Consider the following 16,071-nt stretch of genomic DNA (forward strand, 5'->3'; position numbering starts at 1 on the left):
GGGACTGTTGCGAGATAATTTTTAATAGTAAAATGAGAGGAAAACAGATAAATAAATATTTAGCTCTGTCCAAATATTTTTAAAAAGAAATTCTGTTTAATATTGAGATAAAATTTATTCAATAGTATAGTAATTTAATAGAGATTTGTTTACAGAGTTAGGATTTTTATTAACAAATTTCTCTAAGCTATTAAAGTTGTTAAAACCACTAATCGTTTTAAATTAAAACATATGGCATTCATAANTTATTTGCTAACTTCTCCATTAACAAATTTCTTTCTTTATGGGACTGTTGCGAGATGAGAGGATAGCAGGTATAATTAAAAAAAACAAAAAATATGTTCATATGTCTGAGTATCAAATGATAATGGTAAGTTTAGATGAGTTAATAAGTGTGGATCATCAATATCGTAAATTCAAAAGTTTATTCAATTTTAAAGCAGTTGAAGCTGAGTTATTAGCAGTAGAATGCGAAGCTAACTATAAAGGCTATGGTATAGTGAGGCTGTTTAAATGTTTGCTGCTGCAATTTATGGAAGACTTATCGGATCGGGAATTGGAACGTTATTTAGCTGATAGCACAGCGGCAAAATGGTTTTGTGATTTTGCTCTTACAGAGAAGACGCCTGATTATAGTGTATTTAGTAAAATACGTAAAAAAATAGGCACTAATTTACTATCAAAAATATTTGTAAAATTCCGAGATCAACTACGAGCACAAGGCTATATGGGTGAAGTATTTACCTTTGTAGATGCTTCTCATTTAATCTCAAAAGCTAATCTTTGGGAGGAACGTGATAAACTAAGAACACAAAAATATGATAAATTGAATAATGAGACTCTGCCTAAGGTTGTAAAGGATAAACAAGCTAAAATTGGCTGTAAGGGAGCAAATAAATTTTGGTATGGTTATAAAAAACATGTGAGTGTCGATATTCAATCAGGAATGATCAATAAGGTTGCAGTTACCCCTGCAAATGTTACTGATAGCAAAGGTTTTAAGCATGTTATGCCAAGCTCCGGTGCTACATATGTTGATAAAGGTTATTGTACAATCTCTGCCAAGAATGCAGCAGCTAAAAAGGGGTTCCATCTTTGCTCAATAAAGAAAAATAATATGAAAGATAAGAATTTTGACCTTGATAAATATTATACGAAAATCAGAGCACCTTTTGAGAGGGTATTTTCAAAAGATAATAAACGGGTTAGATATATAGGAATTGCCAAAAATCAATTCTCTGAATTTATGAATGCCATATGTTTTAATTTAAAACGATTAGTGGTTTTAACAACTTTAATAGCTTAGAGAAATTTGTTAATAAAAATCCTAACTCTGTAAACAAATCTCTATTAAATTACTATACTATTGAATAAATTTTATCTCAATATTAAACAGAATTTCTTTTTAAAAATATTTGGACAGAGCTAAATATTTATTTATCTGTTTTCCTCTCATTTTACTATTAAAAATTATCTCGCAACAGTCCCATAATACTAACTATACTGCCTATAATTCCGCCTGCTATTACGGCAAATATTAATGCAGGAAATAACCCAAATGAAAGGCTGCGGGCAAACACTGCCGCACCAAGTACATAAGTACCGTCTACGGTAAGATCGGTAATTTTGAGAATCCGATAACTTATATACATCCCTAAAATAAGCGGCAGCATTATTAAGGATTGCTCAAGAGCAGTAACTAAAATGTTCATGTTACTACTCTTCAAGTTCTTTACGCGCGAAAGGAAGTACGGATAAATTTTCTTTAGTAAGAATATCTTGTTTAACAAATGATTTAAGGTTAATAAATAAAGTTAAGTCTTTCATATCCCCAAATGGAATATCTTTCGGTTCTATTCCTTGTAAGATTTTTTTTGCCATTAAACCTGCTTCTACGCCTATTTGCTTCTCTTGTACTCCTACCGCAATAGTTGCCCCGCTAATTACCGAACCTTCATCGGAAGCAACTATCGGAATACGGCGTTTAAATGCTTCTTGCTTTAAAATATTAATCCCACTGACTATTAAATGATCTTTCAAAATTATAAAACTCTGCGTATTTTCAGGAGCATTTTTTACAGCCACAGGCATATCATTGAAATTTTGTATCATTACCGTATACAGAGAAATATTGTTTTTTCCAGCATATAATTTTAACATTTCTACTTCAGGTATAACTTTCTCGCTACTGCTATAAATTAAAGTGATATTCTGTAAAAAAGGTAATTTACTAATGGTGTCAGTGATTTGTATCTCATCGTTAACACCGGTAACTAAAGGTAGGTTTTTACTATTAATCATAGCAGCAGCACACACAATCGGTTTATTTGTTATATGAGAAATAACAGTTTGGCTGGCTGTCGTACCTATTGGAATTATTACATCAATATCCTGATCTTTTATTTATAATGGCAAGTAAAATATTAGAATCAGCATGAGCATTTTTAACTATAATTTCTGCATCTATATCTTTTAGCGACTCTTTAATTCCTGATATAATCTCAGTCATTGCGGCATGTTCAAGTGGAACAATGACTGCTACTTTTTTTTGATCCGCATAAACTGCAGCTGTGATGAATAAAACAAAAAGAAAAGAAAAAAATTTTTGAAAAATATTAGAGATAAACATTTTAATATCCTGTTATAAGTTATAATTTAATAATCAAAATTTAAATTTGCATATAGCAAACACATAAACGCAAAAAATTATCTACGCCAACGCCAATTTTGTATTAAACTATTAACCTTTAAAGATATCATAAATATTTTTAACTGTAGAAATATAAAGTAAAGATAAAAAACTTATCTTGCTTTGACTAGAATCTAAATAGTCAAGAAAGCTCTACCTTAGAGGCTATCTGTAAATAAATTTTAAGGCTAATTAAAACTTATTTACAGATAGCCTCTTAATTTTTAATGTTTAGCACCATTTTTAGATTATGTCAATAACCAATAAATAGTATTGCCTAAAAGAATTACTTGAGATAGCCTATACTTCGATGTCATAACCGCTTTTACGAAACGTTATTATTGCATAAAGTTGTTGCACGGCTACAAAAAACCTACTCGATGTCATCCCCGCATAACATTGTTGCGTAGATCGAAAAATGTATTTGGTGTCATACCGTGGCTTGACCACGGCATCCATAAAAGTAACTTTAAAATACTAAATTTTTAGTATTTTAAATTGGATCCCGCGATCAAGTCGCGGGATGACAGGGGTGGAATCGATCCACGCAGGAATGACCTAAACAAGCCATTCATCCTCTTAATGACGATTCAGTACCCATGCAGCAAGGCTTATAAAATGAAAAAGGAATTCATTTCTTAAACTATGCATTTTCTGTTTGTTCTAATACCGTTTGCCCTAGTAATTGCGATAGAACATCTTGACCTGCTTTCAGTCCAACTTACAGGTGGCTCTTCGTTTGGTAAACCTGTACCATAACGATCATTAAATACTCTAACTGCTTGCTGAGTAAATTGATCAAATGTACTTGTGGATTCTACTCCATAGCCATATTCTTTTAAATTTTCCTGTAAAGTATTAACTTTTTCTCCAGTACTATCAAGACTTAATAATAATTCACTCTTTTGCTCTTGCGTAGTCTCAAAATATCTACCAAAACCAGCTTCAGCTAATTCTTTCCAAGGAAATTTTGATCCAGGAGCTATATGAGCATTGACTTCTCGGTTTACAGTTACTTCACCAAGACCGACTAAATCATGTTTTAAATCTAAATTTGGATATCTTTCTGCTACATCCTTAAGAAATTCTTTTAATTTCCCTATTTGCTCTTCAGGAAAATCACTTTTTGCATCATTAATAAGCATGACTCCAATACCAAACTTATTAACACCTACTTCTCCTTTCCAACTACTCTTGCCTGCATAAAAAGCTTGATCTGTTAAATCATTATGATATTCTTTTTGAGTCCCATCCTTATCAATTATGTAATGAACACTTGCACCTCGCTCATCCAATACTTCACGAACAGCCTTAATATCCTTGCTTACAGAATAAGTAATTACTACACAGGTAGGTTTTACTCCTTCCGGTCTTGGGGCCATATATTTACCATTTGGACTATTGGTATTACTAATACCGGTTATTTTCAATAGCCTTACTTTTACTCATAACCTTCCTCCAATATATTTAATAATTGTTGACAGTTCAGAATTTACTAAACCTTAACCAAAATTAATACTTTGGTAATGCTAAGTCAATGAAAATTTAAATATTATTCACAAGGTATCTATACTGATCTGACAAGTTCAATGATTATTTTTCTAATATTTGGATTTTGTACTCTAGTAAATGCTCTAGTTAACGATAAAAGTGCTCTTTCCATAGTCCTTGATAATTCATTTATAATCAAAAGAGACGTCATGTTCATATTGCCCTTCTTCTTCAGCAATATTATTTAAGAAATCACTTTCTATTTCTTTGAATAGATATTCAATTTTATTATTAGGAGTATTTTCATTGTCAGCTTTTAACTTTTCTTCTTCAGAACTATTAAAGAAATATTTTAAAGGCGTATTTAAAACTTTTGCAAAAACATATAACCTACTTATAGGTATATTACTTAAACCTTCTTAATATTTTTTAACTTGGAGAGCACTAATATCGAAAAAGCTTGCCCTAATTCTTTTTGGCTAATACCTACAGCAAGACGTCGTTCTTTTAAACGTTCACTTGCGAGTTTGTCTGGATGTTTTATTGAATCATTCATTTTAACAATAAGCTTTAATTAATTAAAATTAATTATTAATAAAGGCTATTCAACTTTAAATGTAGTATATATTACTTTATATTTAATCAAGCAACTTTATTAAAAATTTAATATAATAATGCTAAAACCCTTTGATTATCAAGAATCAAGGCTAATAAATAATTAATTAAAAGTATAAAAACGATGAGTAATAAAATAGTAAAATTACCAAATTGCGAGAATATAGTGGGAGAGATTAGTTTTTTAGGAATTAAACCTTGAGTATAATTTATTTCATTTAGATTTAGTTTTTTTATTGTTCTGCCAAAAGGATCTACTATAGCTGAAATACCGTTATTCGCTACTCTAATCATAGGTAAACCATTCTCTACGGCTCTACTTCTACTAATATGAAAATGCTGATATGGACCGCTGGATTTACCATACCATGCATCATTTGTAATATTAATTATTACATCGGCTATTTCATTATTAGTCCGTACAAAATCAGAAAAAATAGATTCATAACAAATCAAAGGTTTAATTTTAAGATTATATTTTTCAAGATAAACAAGCCCTCCGTTTCCTTCTTTATAATCAATTAAACCATGAGTTAATTTTTTAAACGGTAGTATCTTTTTAAGGGGCATATACTCACCGAAAGGTACTAAATGTGATTTATGGTATTCAAATAATTTATGATCATTTTTATCAAGAGCATACATAGCTGAGTAAAGTTCAAACTCATCACCTTGTTTTTTATTATCCGAAATTCCTCCTGTTATCAAAATAGCATTTGTAGAATTTAGCATTTTTAATAATTTTGATTTAACTTGCGGTATATCATCAGGTACTACTAATGCTGCCTCAGACCAAATAATTAAATCGGTAGGTTCCAAATTTTCCGATAAATTAATATGTAGCATTAAATTATGCCAAAATTCTTCTTCATTCCATTTTTCGGTTTGAGGTATTGAAGGTTGCACTAATCGTACTTTTATATCCGTGAAATTTGTATGGTTATTACTTAGCCTTACTGCTCCGTAAATGACAATGATGGTTAATACTAGGACTGAACTAGCTAGCAATATTTTTAACTGAGTAAATTGCTTGCTAAATAAAGGATAAGCTGATGTAGAAATATATATAACTATAAAACTAAGCCCATATATCCCTATTATACTTAAAGGCTGTATTAAAATATCTGAAAACGAAAAAGCATAACCGATCAAATTCCAAGGAAGACCGGTAAAAATCCACGAACGTACCCACTCAAATAATACCCAACATAAACAGAATATAAATTGGTAATATTTATTATTTTTAGCAAAAAAACTAAGCGTGCAGCTTGCTGATATAAAGCAAGCTAAAACTATAGGTAGTCCAAATAACGCAAAAGGAATTGCCCACCAAAAATCTGCAATATAAACGCTAACACCGATACTTATCCAATATATTCCACTTAAAAAATGCCCAAAACCGAATAAATAACCAAATTTTGTGGCTTCTTGCCAATTTTCGGATTTTTGAACTATATAACATAAGTAAGATAACGTTAATAATGCCGGTATAAAGAAAGTCGGAGCAAAAACTAAACCGCTTAATATCCCGAGCAGTAAACATATGATTTTAGGTTTATACATTTTTATCGATTATTTGTTTACAAAATAATACATCATGCTATCATTTCAGCAAGTTTTAATATAATGAGTAAATAAATGACTACAGGATTACTACAAGGAAAAAAAGGCTTAATTACAGGTATTGCAAATAATATGTCAATATCGTGGGCGATTGCACAGCTTGCTAAAAAACACGGAGCAGAGCTATGGTTTACTTATCAATCGGGAGTACTAGAAAAACGAGTTAAACCACTCGCTGAGGAAATAGGTTGTAATTTTGTTAGCGAACTTGATGTTACGAAGCCAAAATCAATTAGTAATTTATTTGATGATATAAAAGAGAAATGGGGTAGCTTCGATTTCTTACTTCACGGTATGGCTTTTGCCGATAAAAATGAATTAAAAGGACGTTATGTTTATACTAGCTTAGAAAATTTTCATAATTCTTTACATATATCATGTTACTCTCTTTTAGAACTCTCAAGGTCCGCAGAAGCCTTAATGCATAACGGCGGAAGCATTGTGACATTAACTTACTACGGCGCTGAAAAAGTTATACCTAATTATAACGTTATGGGAGTAGCCAAAGCTGCACTTGAGGCTAGTATAAAATATCTAGCAAACGATATGGGAGAAAATAATATTAGGGTAAATGCTATTTCGGCAGGACCTATCAAAACTTTAGCATCTAGTGCAATAGGTGATTTTAGTACTATGCTTAAATCTCACGCTGCAACCGCACCGTTAAAACGTAATACTACCCAAGAAGATGTAGGAGGAGCAGCAGTATATTTATTTAGTGAATTATCTAAAGGTGTTACCGGTGAAATCCATTATGTAGATTGCGGTTATAATATTATGGGAAGTAATAAATTATAAATTATTGTAGGGATTAATGTCATTCCCGCAAAAGACTTGCTTGTGTGGACCAATAAAATCCACTGTGTCACCCCGTGGCTTGACCACGGGGTCCATACAAACAATAAAAAATACTAATAATATTAGTATTTTAAGCTAGATCCCGTGAATAAATCACGGGATGACAACTGTATTTTTCAAGTCACACAACAAAATCATCACAATCCATGATTTCTTTTTTTGAGGTGTTCAGGTTTTGGAGGAACAGGCGGTTTTTTAGATTTTTCCTGAACCTTTTTAGCCTCTAACGGCAATACCAGATTATTTAATCTATTTAACTCTTTTGAGATTTGTTTTAACTGTTCTTGTACTTCTATCTTTAAAGGAGTATGAGAATTTTTCATTTCACTATTTATTATTGTGCCTATTTTCTCAAGATTTTTTTTAGAAATGGAATATGATTTTACCTATATAATTAACAATCTTTGACCACCAAGTTTGTCTTTTATCTAATCCTTGATATATTACATCTACTAAATCATTTTTTTTGAATGTTAATATATAATCAGAAGCTCCTTCTAAGGATTTAGATAAATGCCTTTTTATTTCTCCTTGTCTCTTATCTTCAATATTTACTTTTTTGTCTTTCTTGAGTTTTGTTATTGCTTTTTCAATTATTGAAGATATCTTAGTTTCTTTTCCTTCATGTGCTTTATTTTCTAAATTTTCTTTGGTATTAAAATTTATATTAGTTCCTATTTTAGCATCTACTAATTGTTTAGCATACTTACCGTTAGGATCTTGTATTTCTCGCTCTATCTCAGCAGATTTTAAACCTAATTTTGTATATATATCTGATTCTCGGAAAAGTGGAGCATATAATAAAAAATTAATACTTTGAGCTATTCTACTATCTATCAAATCTTTAGAATCTCTTTTGGGATAAAATTTTTCTTGTAAAATACGATAGTGATCTAATATTTCCTGTGTTATATCTTTTACATCAAGAGATTGTAATTCTCCTTTATCATTAAATTTTGCTTTCATACCTGAACGTTTGGCTTCCAATAATAATATTTCTTGAAAAACTTTATTATTAGGAGTACGACAAACGAAATTAGGATCGTTATCCGGCATTAATTCATTTGCATTTTCCATTATTGCTTGATTGAGTTTATGTAATTGCTCTTTATTAAGCTTTTTATCTAACAAACTTATAAAAGCTTCTCTTTGTTTTTGCTTACTTGCAGTACTAAAAGCCTGCTGCATCTTTTGCAAAACAACAAAATCAAAATTTTTGTTACCTATTTCTTGGATAACTAAATTTGCTAAATTTTTTGTTTCAGTATTCACTGTTTCTTTTTTATTTTTTGTAGCCATATTTAGTATTAATCTCACTTATAATTATTTAAATATTAATGATAGATTAAATTAATTTCTAGATGTTTTTACTATATTTATAATCAAAACTTTAAAACAGTATCTAGCAAAGTCATACTGGTTCTGAGCTATTACCCAAAATTTCTATTGATTCTATTGTTTCATTATTCGATTGACTATGCATTACTAAATCTAAAATATTTGAAGATGCTAAATTGGTAATATAAACACCTTGTACATCATTTAATACATAATCAACTACTAATAATTTAGAATCATCAGAAGTTCCATATAATGACATTTTTGCCTCAAATAATTTTTTAAATGTATCTAATTCAAGTAATTCTTCACATACAGCATGTTCTTTAATATCTCTACTTACAAATAAACTCATTATGCTTTGTGCTAAACTATTTTTAATATACAAGCCTTTTAAGCATTCCATAAAATATTCAAAAAAATTTAGTTCTTCAAAAGGAATGTTGAGATCACTGAACAATGCTTGATATAATTTTTTCTGCAATTCCTTTTTTTCAATTAGTTCTTCAAAAGGAATGTTGAGATCACTGAACAATGCTTGATATAATTTTTTCTGCAATGCCTCCTCCGCAAATTTTTTCAAATAGAAATTATCAATTAATAGCTTGTAAAGCTCAAGTACCCCACTAGGAAGGTTAATTTTCAAAGTTCCTTTTTTATCAATTTCTACAGTCAACATGTTTTCTTTTGCTTCTAAATATATTAGATCTCGAAATATACTATCCTCTTTTGTTCTACGAAGTAAAAAAGCTGCATCTTTATAATCAACTAAATCTAAAGCATGTTTCATTATTGTTGCATTAAGCTCATGTAACCTATTGTTAGATATAATCTCTTCTACATCTGCTAGAAAAGATTTTTTATCATCTATTTTTAATTTCCTTAAATTTTCTAGAACTTCTAAAGTTATTTCTCCTTGTTGAATTTTTTTAAGTAACTCATAATAGTTGCTAAATTTTACTTCTTGATTTTTGCATCCTAACCCGGCATAAACATTGTATCCTGATTCTTTCTTTTGAGCTAATCCAGGATATTCTTCTTCAATTTCTCTAGGTTTACTAATACAAGAGCTCATAATGTCTTTTAGCTTCATATAATTTATTCCTTACATTTAATAAGGAGTATTATATTTAGTTAAGAAATATTAACAAGTACTTTATAGAAGATTAAGATAAATTAATTTTTATTGAGAGGATGATGCAACAATGCTTTTTTGAGATGATTAGTTTGAAGATGAGTATATATTTGGGTAGTAGATATATCAGCGTGACCAAGCAGCTCTTGAATTACTCTTAAGTCTGCTCCGCCCTCAAGCAAATGACTTGCAAAACTGTGACGTAATATATGCGGAGAAATATACTCAGGGTTAAGTCCTGCATAAAGGGCAGCAGATTTTAACAGAATAGCAAAATTTTGCCTAGTCATATAACCCGCTAAAGCTGATGAGGGAAATAAATAAATTAGATTGCTTGGTTTAGCTTTATTCACAAAAACATCTCTAATTGCAAGATATTTAGCAATACTGATAACTGCCTGTTCATTTATTACTATGACTCTTTCCTTATTACCTTTACCAAGTACCGAAAATATTTTTCTTACTTCTCCTTTAGACGTTTTATTAGTCAGAATATCAGCAAGCTTAAGACTAACAAGCTCCGAGACTCTAAGACCACTAGCATAAAGCAAATGAATCATAGCATTAAGCCTGATACCTTCAGGAGAATTATCGTGAGAGCAATGTTCAAGTAACGATTTAATTTGAGTTATAGATAATATTTCGGGAAGTTTATTTTGATATTTGGGCAAATCTACGTTAAGAACCGGATTAAACGCGGTATGGTTTTCGCTAATTAAAAATTCATAATAACTTTTTATAGTTGAGATTTTTCTGTTGATTGAGCGTGCTTGCAAATCATTACTTGCTAGATACTCAATCCAGTCTCTAATATTCTCAGTAGTAATATTTAATTCGGATAATTTTTGTTTAGCAAGATAATTTTGAAAATCGAATAAGTCACGCTTATAGCTAAGTATTGAATTTTTTGACAATGCTCTCTCGGCTAAAAGCATTTCTAGGAATTGCGCAATAAATGCCATAAGATGTTTTAATTTCTATAATGGAGGCCAGGGTCGGAATCGAACCGACGAATAGAGGATTTGCAGTCCACGGCATTACCACTTTGCTACCCAGCCTAATCATTATCATACCACAATCCTATGTCATTCCTGCGAAAGCAGGAATCCATAAACAGATAATTGTATTTGTACTGGATTCCCGCTTTCACGGGAATAACGTAAATACTACCAACATCCATACAAAAAAGCAACTATTTTTATATTAAACTCCTAATCCTTGCAGGATATTTAAACGATTTATCCTTCATAAAATTCAAGAACTGGCTAACTGAATCTACTATATCGTCATTTTTAATATGGGGAAAATTCAGTAATTCCTTTAAAATTATGCTTGATTGTTTAGGTATTAGAACACTAGCTGATTGAAATAAAGGAACTACCGAGGCGAATCTTGTAACTTTATCAAAGCTTGGCTTAATCCCTATCACTCTAATATTACCACCTAAAAATCCTATATCTTGAATCAATTGTTGACCACTTGCTTTATCTTCGATTAATATAAATTTTGGCTGATATTCTCTAGTTAGTTTTTCCGTCAAATTCTTAAGCTCAGGATAATTAATTTTTTTCCGTACTAATGATACTAGATAATATTTCTGTTCAAGAATCCCCCATATATTACAAACACTATAATCGGAATCTTCGGAAATCTTAATTGCCGTATCCCAGCTTTGCACAAAATAATCAAATCTTGAAGGTAGATTTTCATAAAAGCTAATATCTTCCATATTCAGTAACGATGACCTTTGTGCTATCGGTTCTTGTAAATATTGAGCATTATCATTATAGCTACCTATTTCCTGCTCTAATTTCATTAAACAATCAGGAGGTTCTTTATAGCTGTCTAATAACTTTACCACTAAGATATTGATATTCTTTATTCATTAATTTAAAGGAGTAATCTTGAATGCTAATCGCCGGAATTTTTAAATGATGCCATGAATTGCTATTATTAAGTAGATAACCGGATAAATCATCCGTATGCAGACGCTGCATAACTAAAACTATCGCTCCCTTATTACGATTATTTAGTCTGCTAACAAAAGTTTGCTCAAACCAATCTATAACTTTCTTACGTATTTTATAAGAATGAATTTGCGTGGGGTTATGAGGATCATCGATCATTAAGATATCACCGCCCTCACCTGTTGCTGATCCTCCAACCGATGTTGCAAATCTAAAGCCATTAGCTGTCGTTAAAAACTTACTTTTTTGATTATGGGGTTTACTAAGGATAGTACTTGGGAAAAGTTCTTTATACCAATCAAAATTTAAAATGAACCGACAATCTAGTGAGTGTTTAATGCTAAGTATTTGAGAATAGCTGACAACCATAATCCTTTTGGTAGGATTCACCCCCAATAAATAAGCAGGCCAAGCAACGCTAACACAAATAGATTGTAGTAAGCTCCTTGGCGGTATATTAATTATTAAACGATTAATATCACCGCTTTACACGGCATTTAAATAATCGGTAATTATTCTTATATGCTTACTTGGATAATACTCCGCTCCAGGATTAATAGTATTAAATACCTTAATTATAAAACTATGAAAATCCTGTCGTAAAATAGAATTTAAGAGTTCTTTAGAGTGGAGCATATTGTACCTACATCGTCATTGCGAGGAAAAATTGTAAGTTTTGACTAAGCAATCTCAGGCAAGATTCCTGAGATTGCCACGCTCCTTGAAATCGCTCGCAATGACCTTAAAACCTTATCATAAATTATCATTGCCATTAATCCCCTATAGTATATAATTTTGAAAAATAATATATTTATCTATGAAATTACTAAAAATTATTTTTATCATTACTATATGCATTAATTTTCCTATATTCGCAGAAAATTTAGAGTCGGTTACTACAACCGAAGATATTGAAAATGACGTATTTATCCCTCTTGATGAAAATCATCCTATTTTAAATCCAAACGATAATATTAATGATAGTTCTGAGTTTAAGAATTATACAAATGGCAAAATTATTGCTCTAAATAACATTACTGCTACTTCTGAAGAGATAGATTTTAAAGTCGGAGAAGAAAAATATTTTGGTAATATAAAAATCAAATTGCACAAATGTATAAAAAACCTTGATCCATATAATGAAGATAATTATTTGTTGATGACCATAACGGAATATAAAATAGACGAAGATCCTAATTTACTCTTTCAAGGATGGATGATTTCTTCAAGCATTTCACTTTCAACGTTTGAACACCCAATCTACGAAATTTTTGCTAAAGATTGTTTTTAGATGCAATATTTAATTTCAAGTTTAATATTTTTAATTCCAAGCCTTGGGATGCTGGCGGGCTTATCCGCTGCAGCTACTGTTACAATTTTTTTGCTTATATCATTCCTGCGAAGTATTAATAGTCATTGCGAGCGACTGAAAGGAGCGTGGCAATCCAGTAACAATGTCATACCGTGGCTTGACCACGGTATCCAAAAAATAAAAAAAGACTGGATCCCACTACAAGCTCACGGGATGACAATGTTATTCACCGCTTGGTGCTTTATATCTTGTTTATTCGCAATTCATCTTATTAATAGCTTAGCTACTTTTACTCAAGTTTTTATACTCTTATTTCTTGGCTTTGCAGTTAGTAATTCTTCTCCTTTTCAAAATCGCTTACAGCTTAAAAAAGCCTTAATATTCGGAATTCTCACAGCAATATTATTATTCTTCATCGAATATTCTTCTCATGGATTTTTAACAAGAATATTCAAAACTAGTTTTGGCTTATATATGCTAGATCGTGGTTGTGCTTTACTTTCAATTACCGCTTGGGTAGCGATTATAATTTTACTTTCTAACGGTAAAAAACGACATGCATTAATGCTATATATATTAGTACTTTATTTACTAAGTATTTCCGATAGTTTAGCAAGTTTTTTAGGCTTCGGTATAGGAGGAGTAATATTTATTTTAACACGATTTATGAAGCCGATATTTTTCAAATTAATCGCAATAAGTTTAATTACCGGCTCGTTACTATTTCCTGTGATAGCTAAACAAATAGAACCACAAGATTTATCTGAACAATATTTAGCTACACAACCTTCCGCTGCTCATCGTTTATTTATTTGGCATTTCGTCGCAAACAAAATCATTGAAAAGCCGATTTTAGGCTATGGCTTAGCTTCTTCTAAATATATCGAAGCTGATGATAGTGAAATGATCGATTACAACGGAGAAAAATGGCATCCTTTGCCGCTTCATCCTCATAATAATATATTACAAATTACTCTTGAACTCGGTATAATAGGTTTAATATTATTTTTATGCTTAGTTTATAAATATCTCAAACAAATTAGTAATCTCAAAAATAAAAATTTCAAAGCAATTTCCTATGCATGTTTTATAAATTACTATATTATCGGCATGATTTCATATAATATTTGGCAAATATGGTGGATATCAAGCGGTATTTGGGTACTAGTTTTAATGAAGCTACTAGTTAAACCTGATATTATCATTGATAATTGATGCTATTTGAGGTAAATATAGAGTTAAGTGTCATTAAATCTACGTCATTGCAAGCAGCCGTAGGCTGCGTGGCAATCTCATCAAATATCCTGAGATTGCTTCGTCGCATTACTGTGCAATTCTTCTCGCAATGACGGAACAATATAATAAAAAACATATGCTACAAAACTCAGAACTTTTACAAGAATATCTACCGATTGCTATATTTTTCGGTATTGCGGTATTGGTTTCCGGTTTAATAATGATTCTACCTAACCTATTATCGACAAAAAAATATAATAAAGATAAGCTAGAACCTTATGAGTGCGGTTTTGAGCCTTTTAGCGATGCAAGAGCAAAATTTGACATACGTTTTTACTTAGTTGCTATTTTATTTATTATCTTTGATCTTGAAATTGCATTTTTAGTGCCTTGGGCTATTAGTCTTAATACGATAGGTAAAATAGGCTTTTTCTCAATGATGTTTTTCTTATTCGTACTTATTATCGGGTTCATATATGAATGGAAGAAAGGAGCTTTAGACTGGTAGTAATATGAAAAATAATTTTTATCAAGAAGACGAATTATTAAGTAATGAGCTTTCTAATAGAGGATTCTTACTCACTAAAGTTGATGACGTTATAGGCTGGGCGAGAGCTAATTCCTTATGGCCTATGACTTTTGGGCTTGCTTGTTGTGCTGTTGAGATGATGCAGGCAGCAGCAAGTAGATATGATATGGATCGCTTCGGTATGTTATTTAGACCAAGTCCAAGACAGTCCGACCTTATGATAGTTGCAGGAACGCTTACTAACAAAATGGCACCGGCTCTACGTAAAGTATATGATCAGATGGCTGAACCTAAATGGGTGCTTTCAATGGGTAGCTGTGCCAATGGCGGCGGCTATTACCACTTTTCCTATTCGGTAGTGCGTGGCTGTGATAGAATCGTACCGGTTGACGTATATGTCCCTGGCTGCCCTCCTACCGCTGAAGCATTAATTTACGGGCTTATGCAGTTACAGAAAAAAATTAAACGCACTACAGGTTTTAAGTATGACGCTAGACAAACTCATTGAAAGACTTGCAGCTAAATCTAGCATTTTAATAACTCCGATCACGGTTAAAGATTACCTAGCTTATAAAATCGAGCCGAATTTTTTATTGCCGTTTTTAAAAGCTCTAAAAGAATCGGAAGAATTACGCTTCACTTTACTTACTGATTTATTTGGAGCTGATTTTCCTCAGAATAACGTAGTCAATTCAGTTGGGCTTAGCCACAAGGAGCAAGGCGCGAAGCCTATAACTAATAGGAAAGCGACGAGCGACAATGTAGGCGAGTCCAAATCAATTGACTATAAAAGGTTTGAAGTAGTATATAATTTATTAAGCTTAAAATTAAATAAGCGTCTTATAATAAAAGTATATATATCTGAAAAAGAAACTATACCTTCAGCAATGAATATATTTAGTGCCGCTTGTTGGTATGAGCGTGAAGTTTATGATATGTACGGGGTAAATTTCGAGGGTAATGACGATAAAAGACGCATACTAACCGATTACGAATTTGAGGGGCATCCATTACGTAAAGATTTCCCGTTAACAGGCTATACACAAGTTAAATATGATGAGAAGCTAAAGAAAGTAGCTTATGAACCGGTCGATTTAGACATAGAATATCGTGAGTTTGATTTTAGCTCGCACTGGCATAGCCCGAGTTATGTATTGCCAGGTGATGAGAAGGCAACCGATGTCATTCCTGCGAAAGCAGGAATCCAGAAATAAAATAAATGTCATCCTGTGACTTGATCACGGGATCCAGAAAAAATAAAAAAGACTGGACCCCGTG

At 31.4% G+C, this 16,071-nt stretch carries 13 protein-coding genes, 1 tRNA gene and 4 pseudogenes; 7 read left to right on the forward strand and 11 right to left on the reverse strand.

What is annotated here, in order from left to right; translation table 11 throughout:
* Nucleotides 1-283 precede the first annotated feature (283 nt).
* Nucleotides 284-1,306, forward strand: a complete 1,023-nt coding sequence (locus tag C4Q30_RS00030; RefSeq protein ID WP_209445172.1) for a transposase — start codon at nucleotides 284-286, stop codon at nucleotides 1,304-1,306.
* 181 nt (nucleotides 1,307-1,487) lie between these two features.
* On the opposite strand, the pseudogene C4Q30_RS00035 reads toward C4Q30_RS00030, so the two are convergent.
* From C4Q30_RS00035 to lnt, 5 genes and pseudogenes are all read right to left on the reverse strand, one after another.
* Nucleotides 1,488-1,712 (reverse strand): annotated as a pseudogene (locus tag C4Q30_RS00035) (ABC transporter permease); the annotation flags it as partial.
* A 4-nt stretch (nucleotides 1,713-1,716) separates the two neighbouring features.
* Nucleotides 1,717-2,629 (reverse strand): annotated as a pseudogene (locus C4Q30_RS00040) (ABC transporter substrate binding protein).
* 703 nt (nucleotides 2,630-3,332) lie between these two features.
* Nucleotides 3,333-4,138: pseudogene (locus tag C4Q30_RS00045) on the reverse strand (N-acetylmuramoyl-L-alanine amidase).
* A 451-nt stretch (nucleotides 4,139-4,589) separates the two neighbouring features.
* On the reverse strand, nucleotides 4,590-4,736 hold the full coding sequence (locus tag C4Q30_RS10135) for a hypothetical protein (protein WP_198913010.1): 147 nt from the start codon (nucleotides 4,734-4,736) through the stop codon (nucleotides 4,590-4,592).
* A gap of 107 nt (nucleotides 4,737-4,843) precedes the next feature.
* Nucleotides 4,844-6,358, reverse strand: coding sequence for an apolipoprotein N-acyltransferase (gene lnt, locus C4Q30_RS00050; protein WP_103896835.1), 1,515 nt, complete (start codon nucleotides 6,356-6,358; stop codon nucleotides 4,844-4,846).
* 75 nt (nucleotides 6,359-6,433) lie between these two features.
* Here lnt and fabI point away from each other — a divergent pair, with 75 nt between their 5' ends.
* Nucleotides 6,434-7,216 (forward strand): enoyl-ACP reductase FabI, encoded by a 783-nt coding sequence (fabI, locus tag C4Q30_RS00055; protein WP_045805466.1) that lies wholly within the window; start codon nucleotides 6,434-6,436, stop codon nucleotides 7,214-7,216.
* 197 nt (nucleotides 7,217-7,413) lie between these two features.
* Here the strand turns inward: fabI and C4Q30_RS00065 are convergent.
* The 6 genes and pseudogenes from C4Q30_RS00065 to C4Q30_RS09300 form a co-directional block, all read right to left on the reverse strand.
* Nucleotides 7,414-8,575: pseudogene (locus C4Q30_RS00065) on the reverse strand (DUF5410 family protein).
* A gap of 112 nt (nucleotides 8,576-8,687) precedes the next feature.
* A complete protein-coding gene (locus C4Q30_RS00070) occupies nucleotides 8,688-9,707 on the reverse strand; it encodes a DUF5410 family protein (RefSeq protein ID WP_103896836.1) in 1,020 nt (339 codons plus the stop codon).
* 83 nt (nucleotides 9,708-9,790) lie between these two features.
* A complete protein-coding gene (xerD, locus tag C4Q30_RS00075; RefSeq protein ID WP_103896837.1) occupies nucleotides 9,791-10,711 on the reverse strand; it encodes a site-specific tyrosine recombinase XerD in 921 nt (306 codons plus the stop codon).
* Nucleotides 10,712-10,732: 21 nt separating this feature from the next.
* Nucleotides 10,733-10,807: transfer RNA gene (locus C4Q30_RS00080), tRNA-Cys, on the reverse strand.
* 140 nt (nucleotides 10,808-10,947) lie between these two features.
* Entirely contained in the window at nucleotides 10,948-11,610 is a 663-nt protein-coding gene (gene terL / locus C4Q30_RS09295; RefSeq protein WP_245207372.1) for a phage terminase large subunit, read from the reverse strand.
* Nucleotides 11,585-12,085: a hypothetical protein gene (locus C4Q30_RS09300; RefSeq protein WP_245207373.1), complete on the reverse strand. Its 501-nt coding sequence runs from the start codon at nucleotides 12,083-12,085 to the stop codon at nucleotides 11,585-11,587. Before C4Q30_RS09300 ends, terL begins: the two co-directional genes overlap by 26 nt.
* A gap of 448 nt (nucleotides 12,086-12,533) precedes the next feature.
* Between C4Q30_RS09300 and C4Q30_RS00095 the strand changes: the two genes are divergently transcribed.
* The 5 genes from C4Q30_RS00095 to C4Q30_RS00115 all read left to right on the forward strand — a co-directional run bounded on the left by C4Q30_RS00095 (nucleotide 12,534) and on the right by C4Q30_RS00115 (nucleotide 16,007).
* Nucleotides 12,534-13,007, forward strand: coding sequence for a DUF2155 domain-containing protein (locus C4Q30_RS00095; RefSeq protein ID WP_004995979.1), 474 nt, complete (start codon nucleotides 12,534-12,536; stop codon nucleotides 13,005-13,007).
* Nucleotides 13,008-14,243 (forward strand): O-antigen ligase family protein, encoded by a 1,236-nt coding sequence (locus tag C4Q30_RS00100; RefSeq protein ID WP_103896838.1) that lies wholly within the window; start codon nucleotides 13,008-13,010, stop codon nucleotides 14,241-14,243.
* Nucleotides 14,244-14,400: 157 nt separating this feature from the next.
* A complete protein-coding gene (locus C4Q30_RS00105; RefSeq protein WP_014014184.1) occupies nucleotides 14,401-14,772 on the forward strand; it encodes an NADH-quinone oxidoreductase subunit A in 372 nt (123 codons plus the stop codon).
* Between the two features lie 4 nt (nucleotides 14,773-14,776).
* Nucleotides 14,777-15,301 carry a NuoB/complex I 20 kDa subunit family protein gene (locus C4Q30_RS00110; RefSeq protein WP_004995988.1) on the forward strand — a complete coding sequence of 175 codons (525 nt, stop codon included), beginning with the start codon at nucleotides 14,777-14,779 and terminating at the stop codon, nucleotides 15,299-15,301.
* On the forward strand, nucleotides 15,279-16,007 hold the full coding sequence (locus C4Q30_RS00115; protein WP_103896839.1) for an NADH-quinone oxidoreductase subunit C: 729 nt from the start codon (nucleotides 15,279-15,281) through the stop codon (nucleotides 16,005-16,007). The genes C4Q30_RS00110 and C4Q30_RS00115 overlap by 23 nt, the downstream gene beginning before the upstream one ends.
* Nucleotides 16,008-16,071: the final 64 nt, after the last annotated feature.

The organism is Rickettsia fournieri, assembly GCF_900243065.1.
In the GTDB taxonomy this organism is placed as follows: domain Bacteria; phylum Pseudomonadota; class Alphaproteobacteria; order Rickettsiales; family Rickettsiaceae; genus Rickettsia; species Rickettsia rickettsii.

Coding starts and splice junctions, on each gene's coding strand:
- C4Q30_RS00100 (WP_103896838.1), top strand. CDS start 13,008: ATGCAATATTTAATTTCAAGTTTAATATTTTTAATTCCAAGCCTTGGG.
- xerD (WP_103896837.1), bottom strand. CDS start 10,711: ATGGCATTTATTGCGCAATTCCTAGAAATGCTTTTAGCCGAGAGAGCA.
- C4Q30_RS00030 (WP_209445172.1), top strand. CDS start 284: ATGGGACTGTTGCGAGATGAGAGGATAGCAGGTATAATTAAAAAAAAC.
- C4Q30_RS09300 (WP_245207373.1), bottom strand. CDS start 12,085: ATGGTTGTCAGCTATTCTCAAATACTTAGCATTAAACACTCACTAGAT.
- C4Q30_RS00110 (WP_004995988.1), top strand. CDS start 14,777: ATGAAAAATAATTTTTATCAAGAAGACGAATTATTAAGTAATGAGCTT.
- C4Q30_RS10135 (WP_198913010.1), bottom strand. CDS start 4,736: ATGAATGATTCAATAAAACATCCAGACAAACTCGCAAGTGAACGTTTA.
- C4Q30_RS00070 (WP_103896836.1), bottom strand. CDS start 9,707: ATGAAGCTAAAAGACATTATGAGCTCTTGTATTAGTAAACCTAGAGAA.
- C4Q30_RS00115 (WP_103896839.1), top strand. CDS start 15,279: ATGACGCTAGACAAACTCATTGAAAGACTTGCAGCTAAATCTAGCATT.
- fabI (WP_045805466.1), top strand. CDS start 6,434: ATGACTACAGGATTACTACAAGGAAAAAAAGGCTTAATTACAGGTATT.
- lnt (WP_103896835.1), bottom strand. CDS start 6,358: ATGTATAAACCTAAAATCATATGTTTACTGCTCGGGATATTAAGCGGT.
- C4Q30_RS00095 (WP_004995979.1), top strand. CDS start 12,534: ATGAAATTACTAAAAATTATTTTTATCATTACTATATGCATTAATTTT.
- C4Q30_RS00105 (WP_014014184.1), top strand. CDS start 14,401: ATGCTACAAAACTCAGAACTTTTACAAGAATATCTACCGATTGCTATA.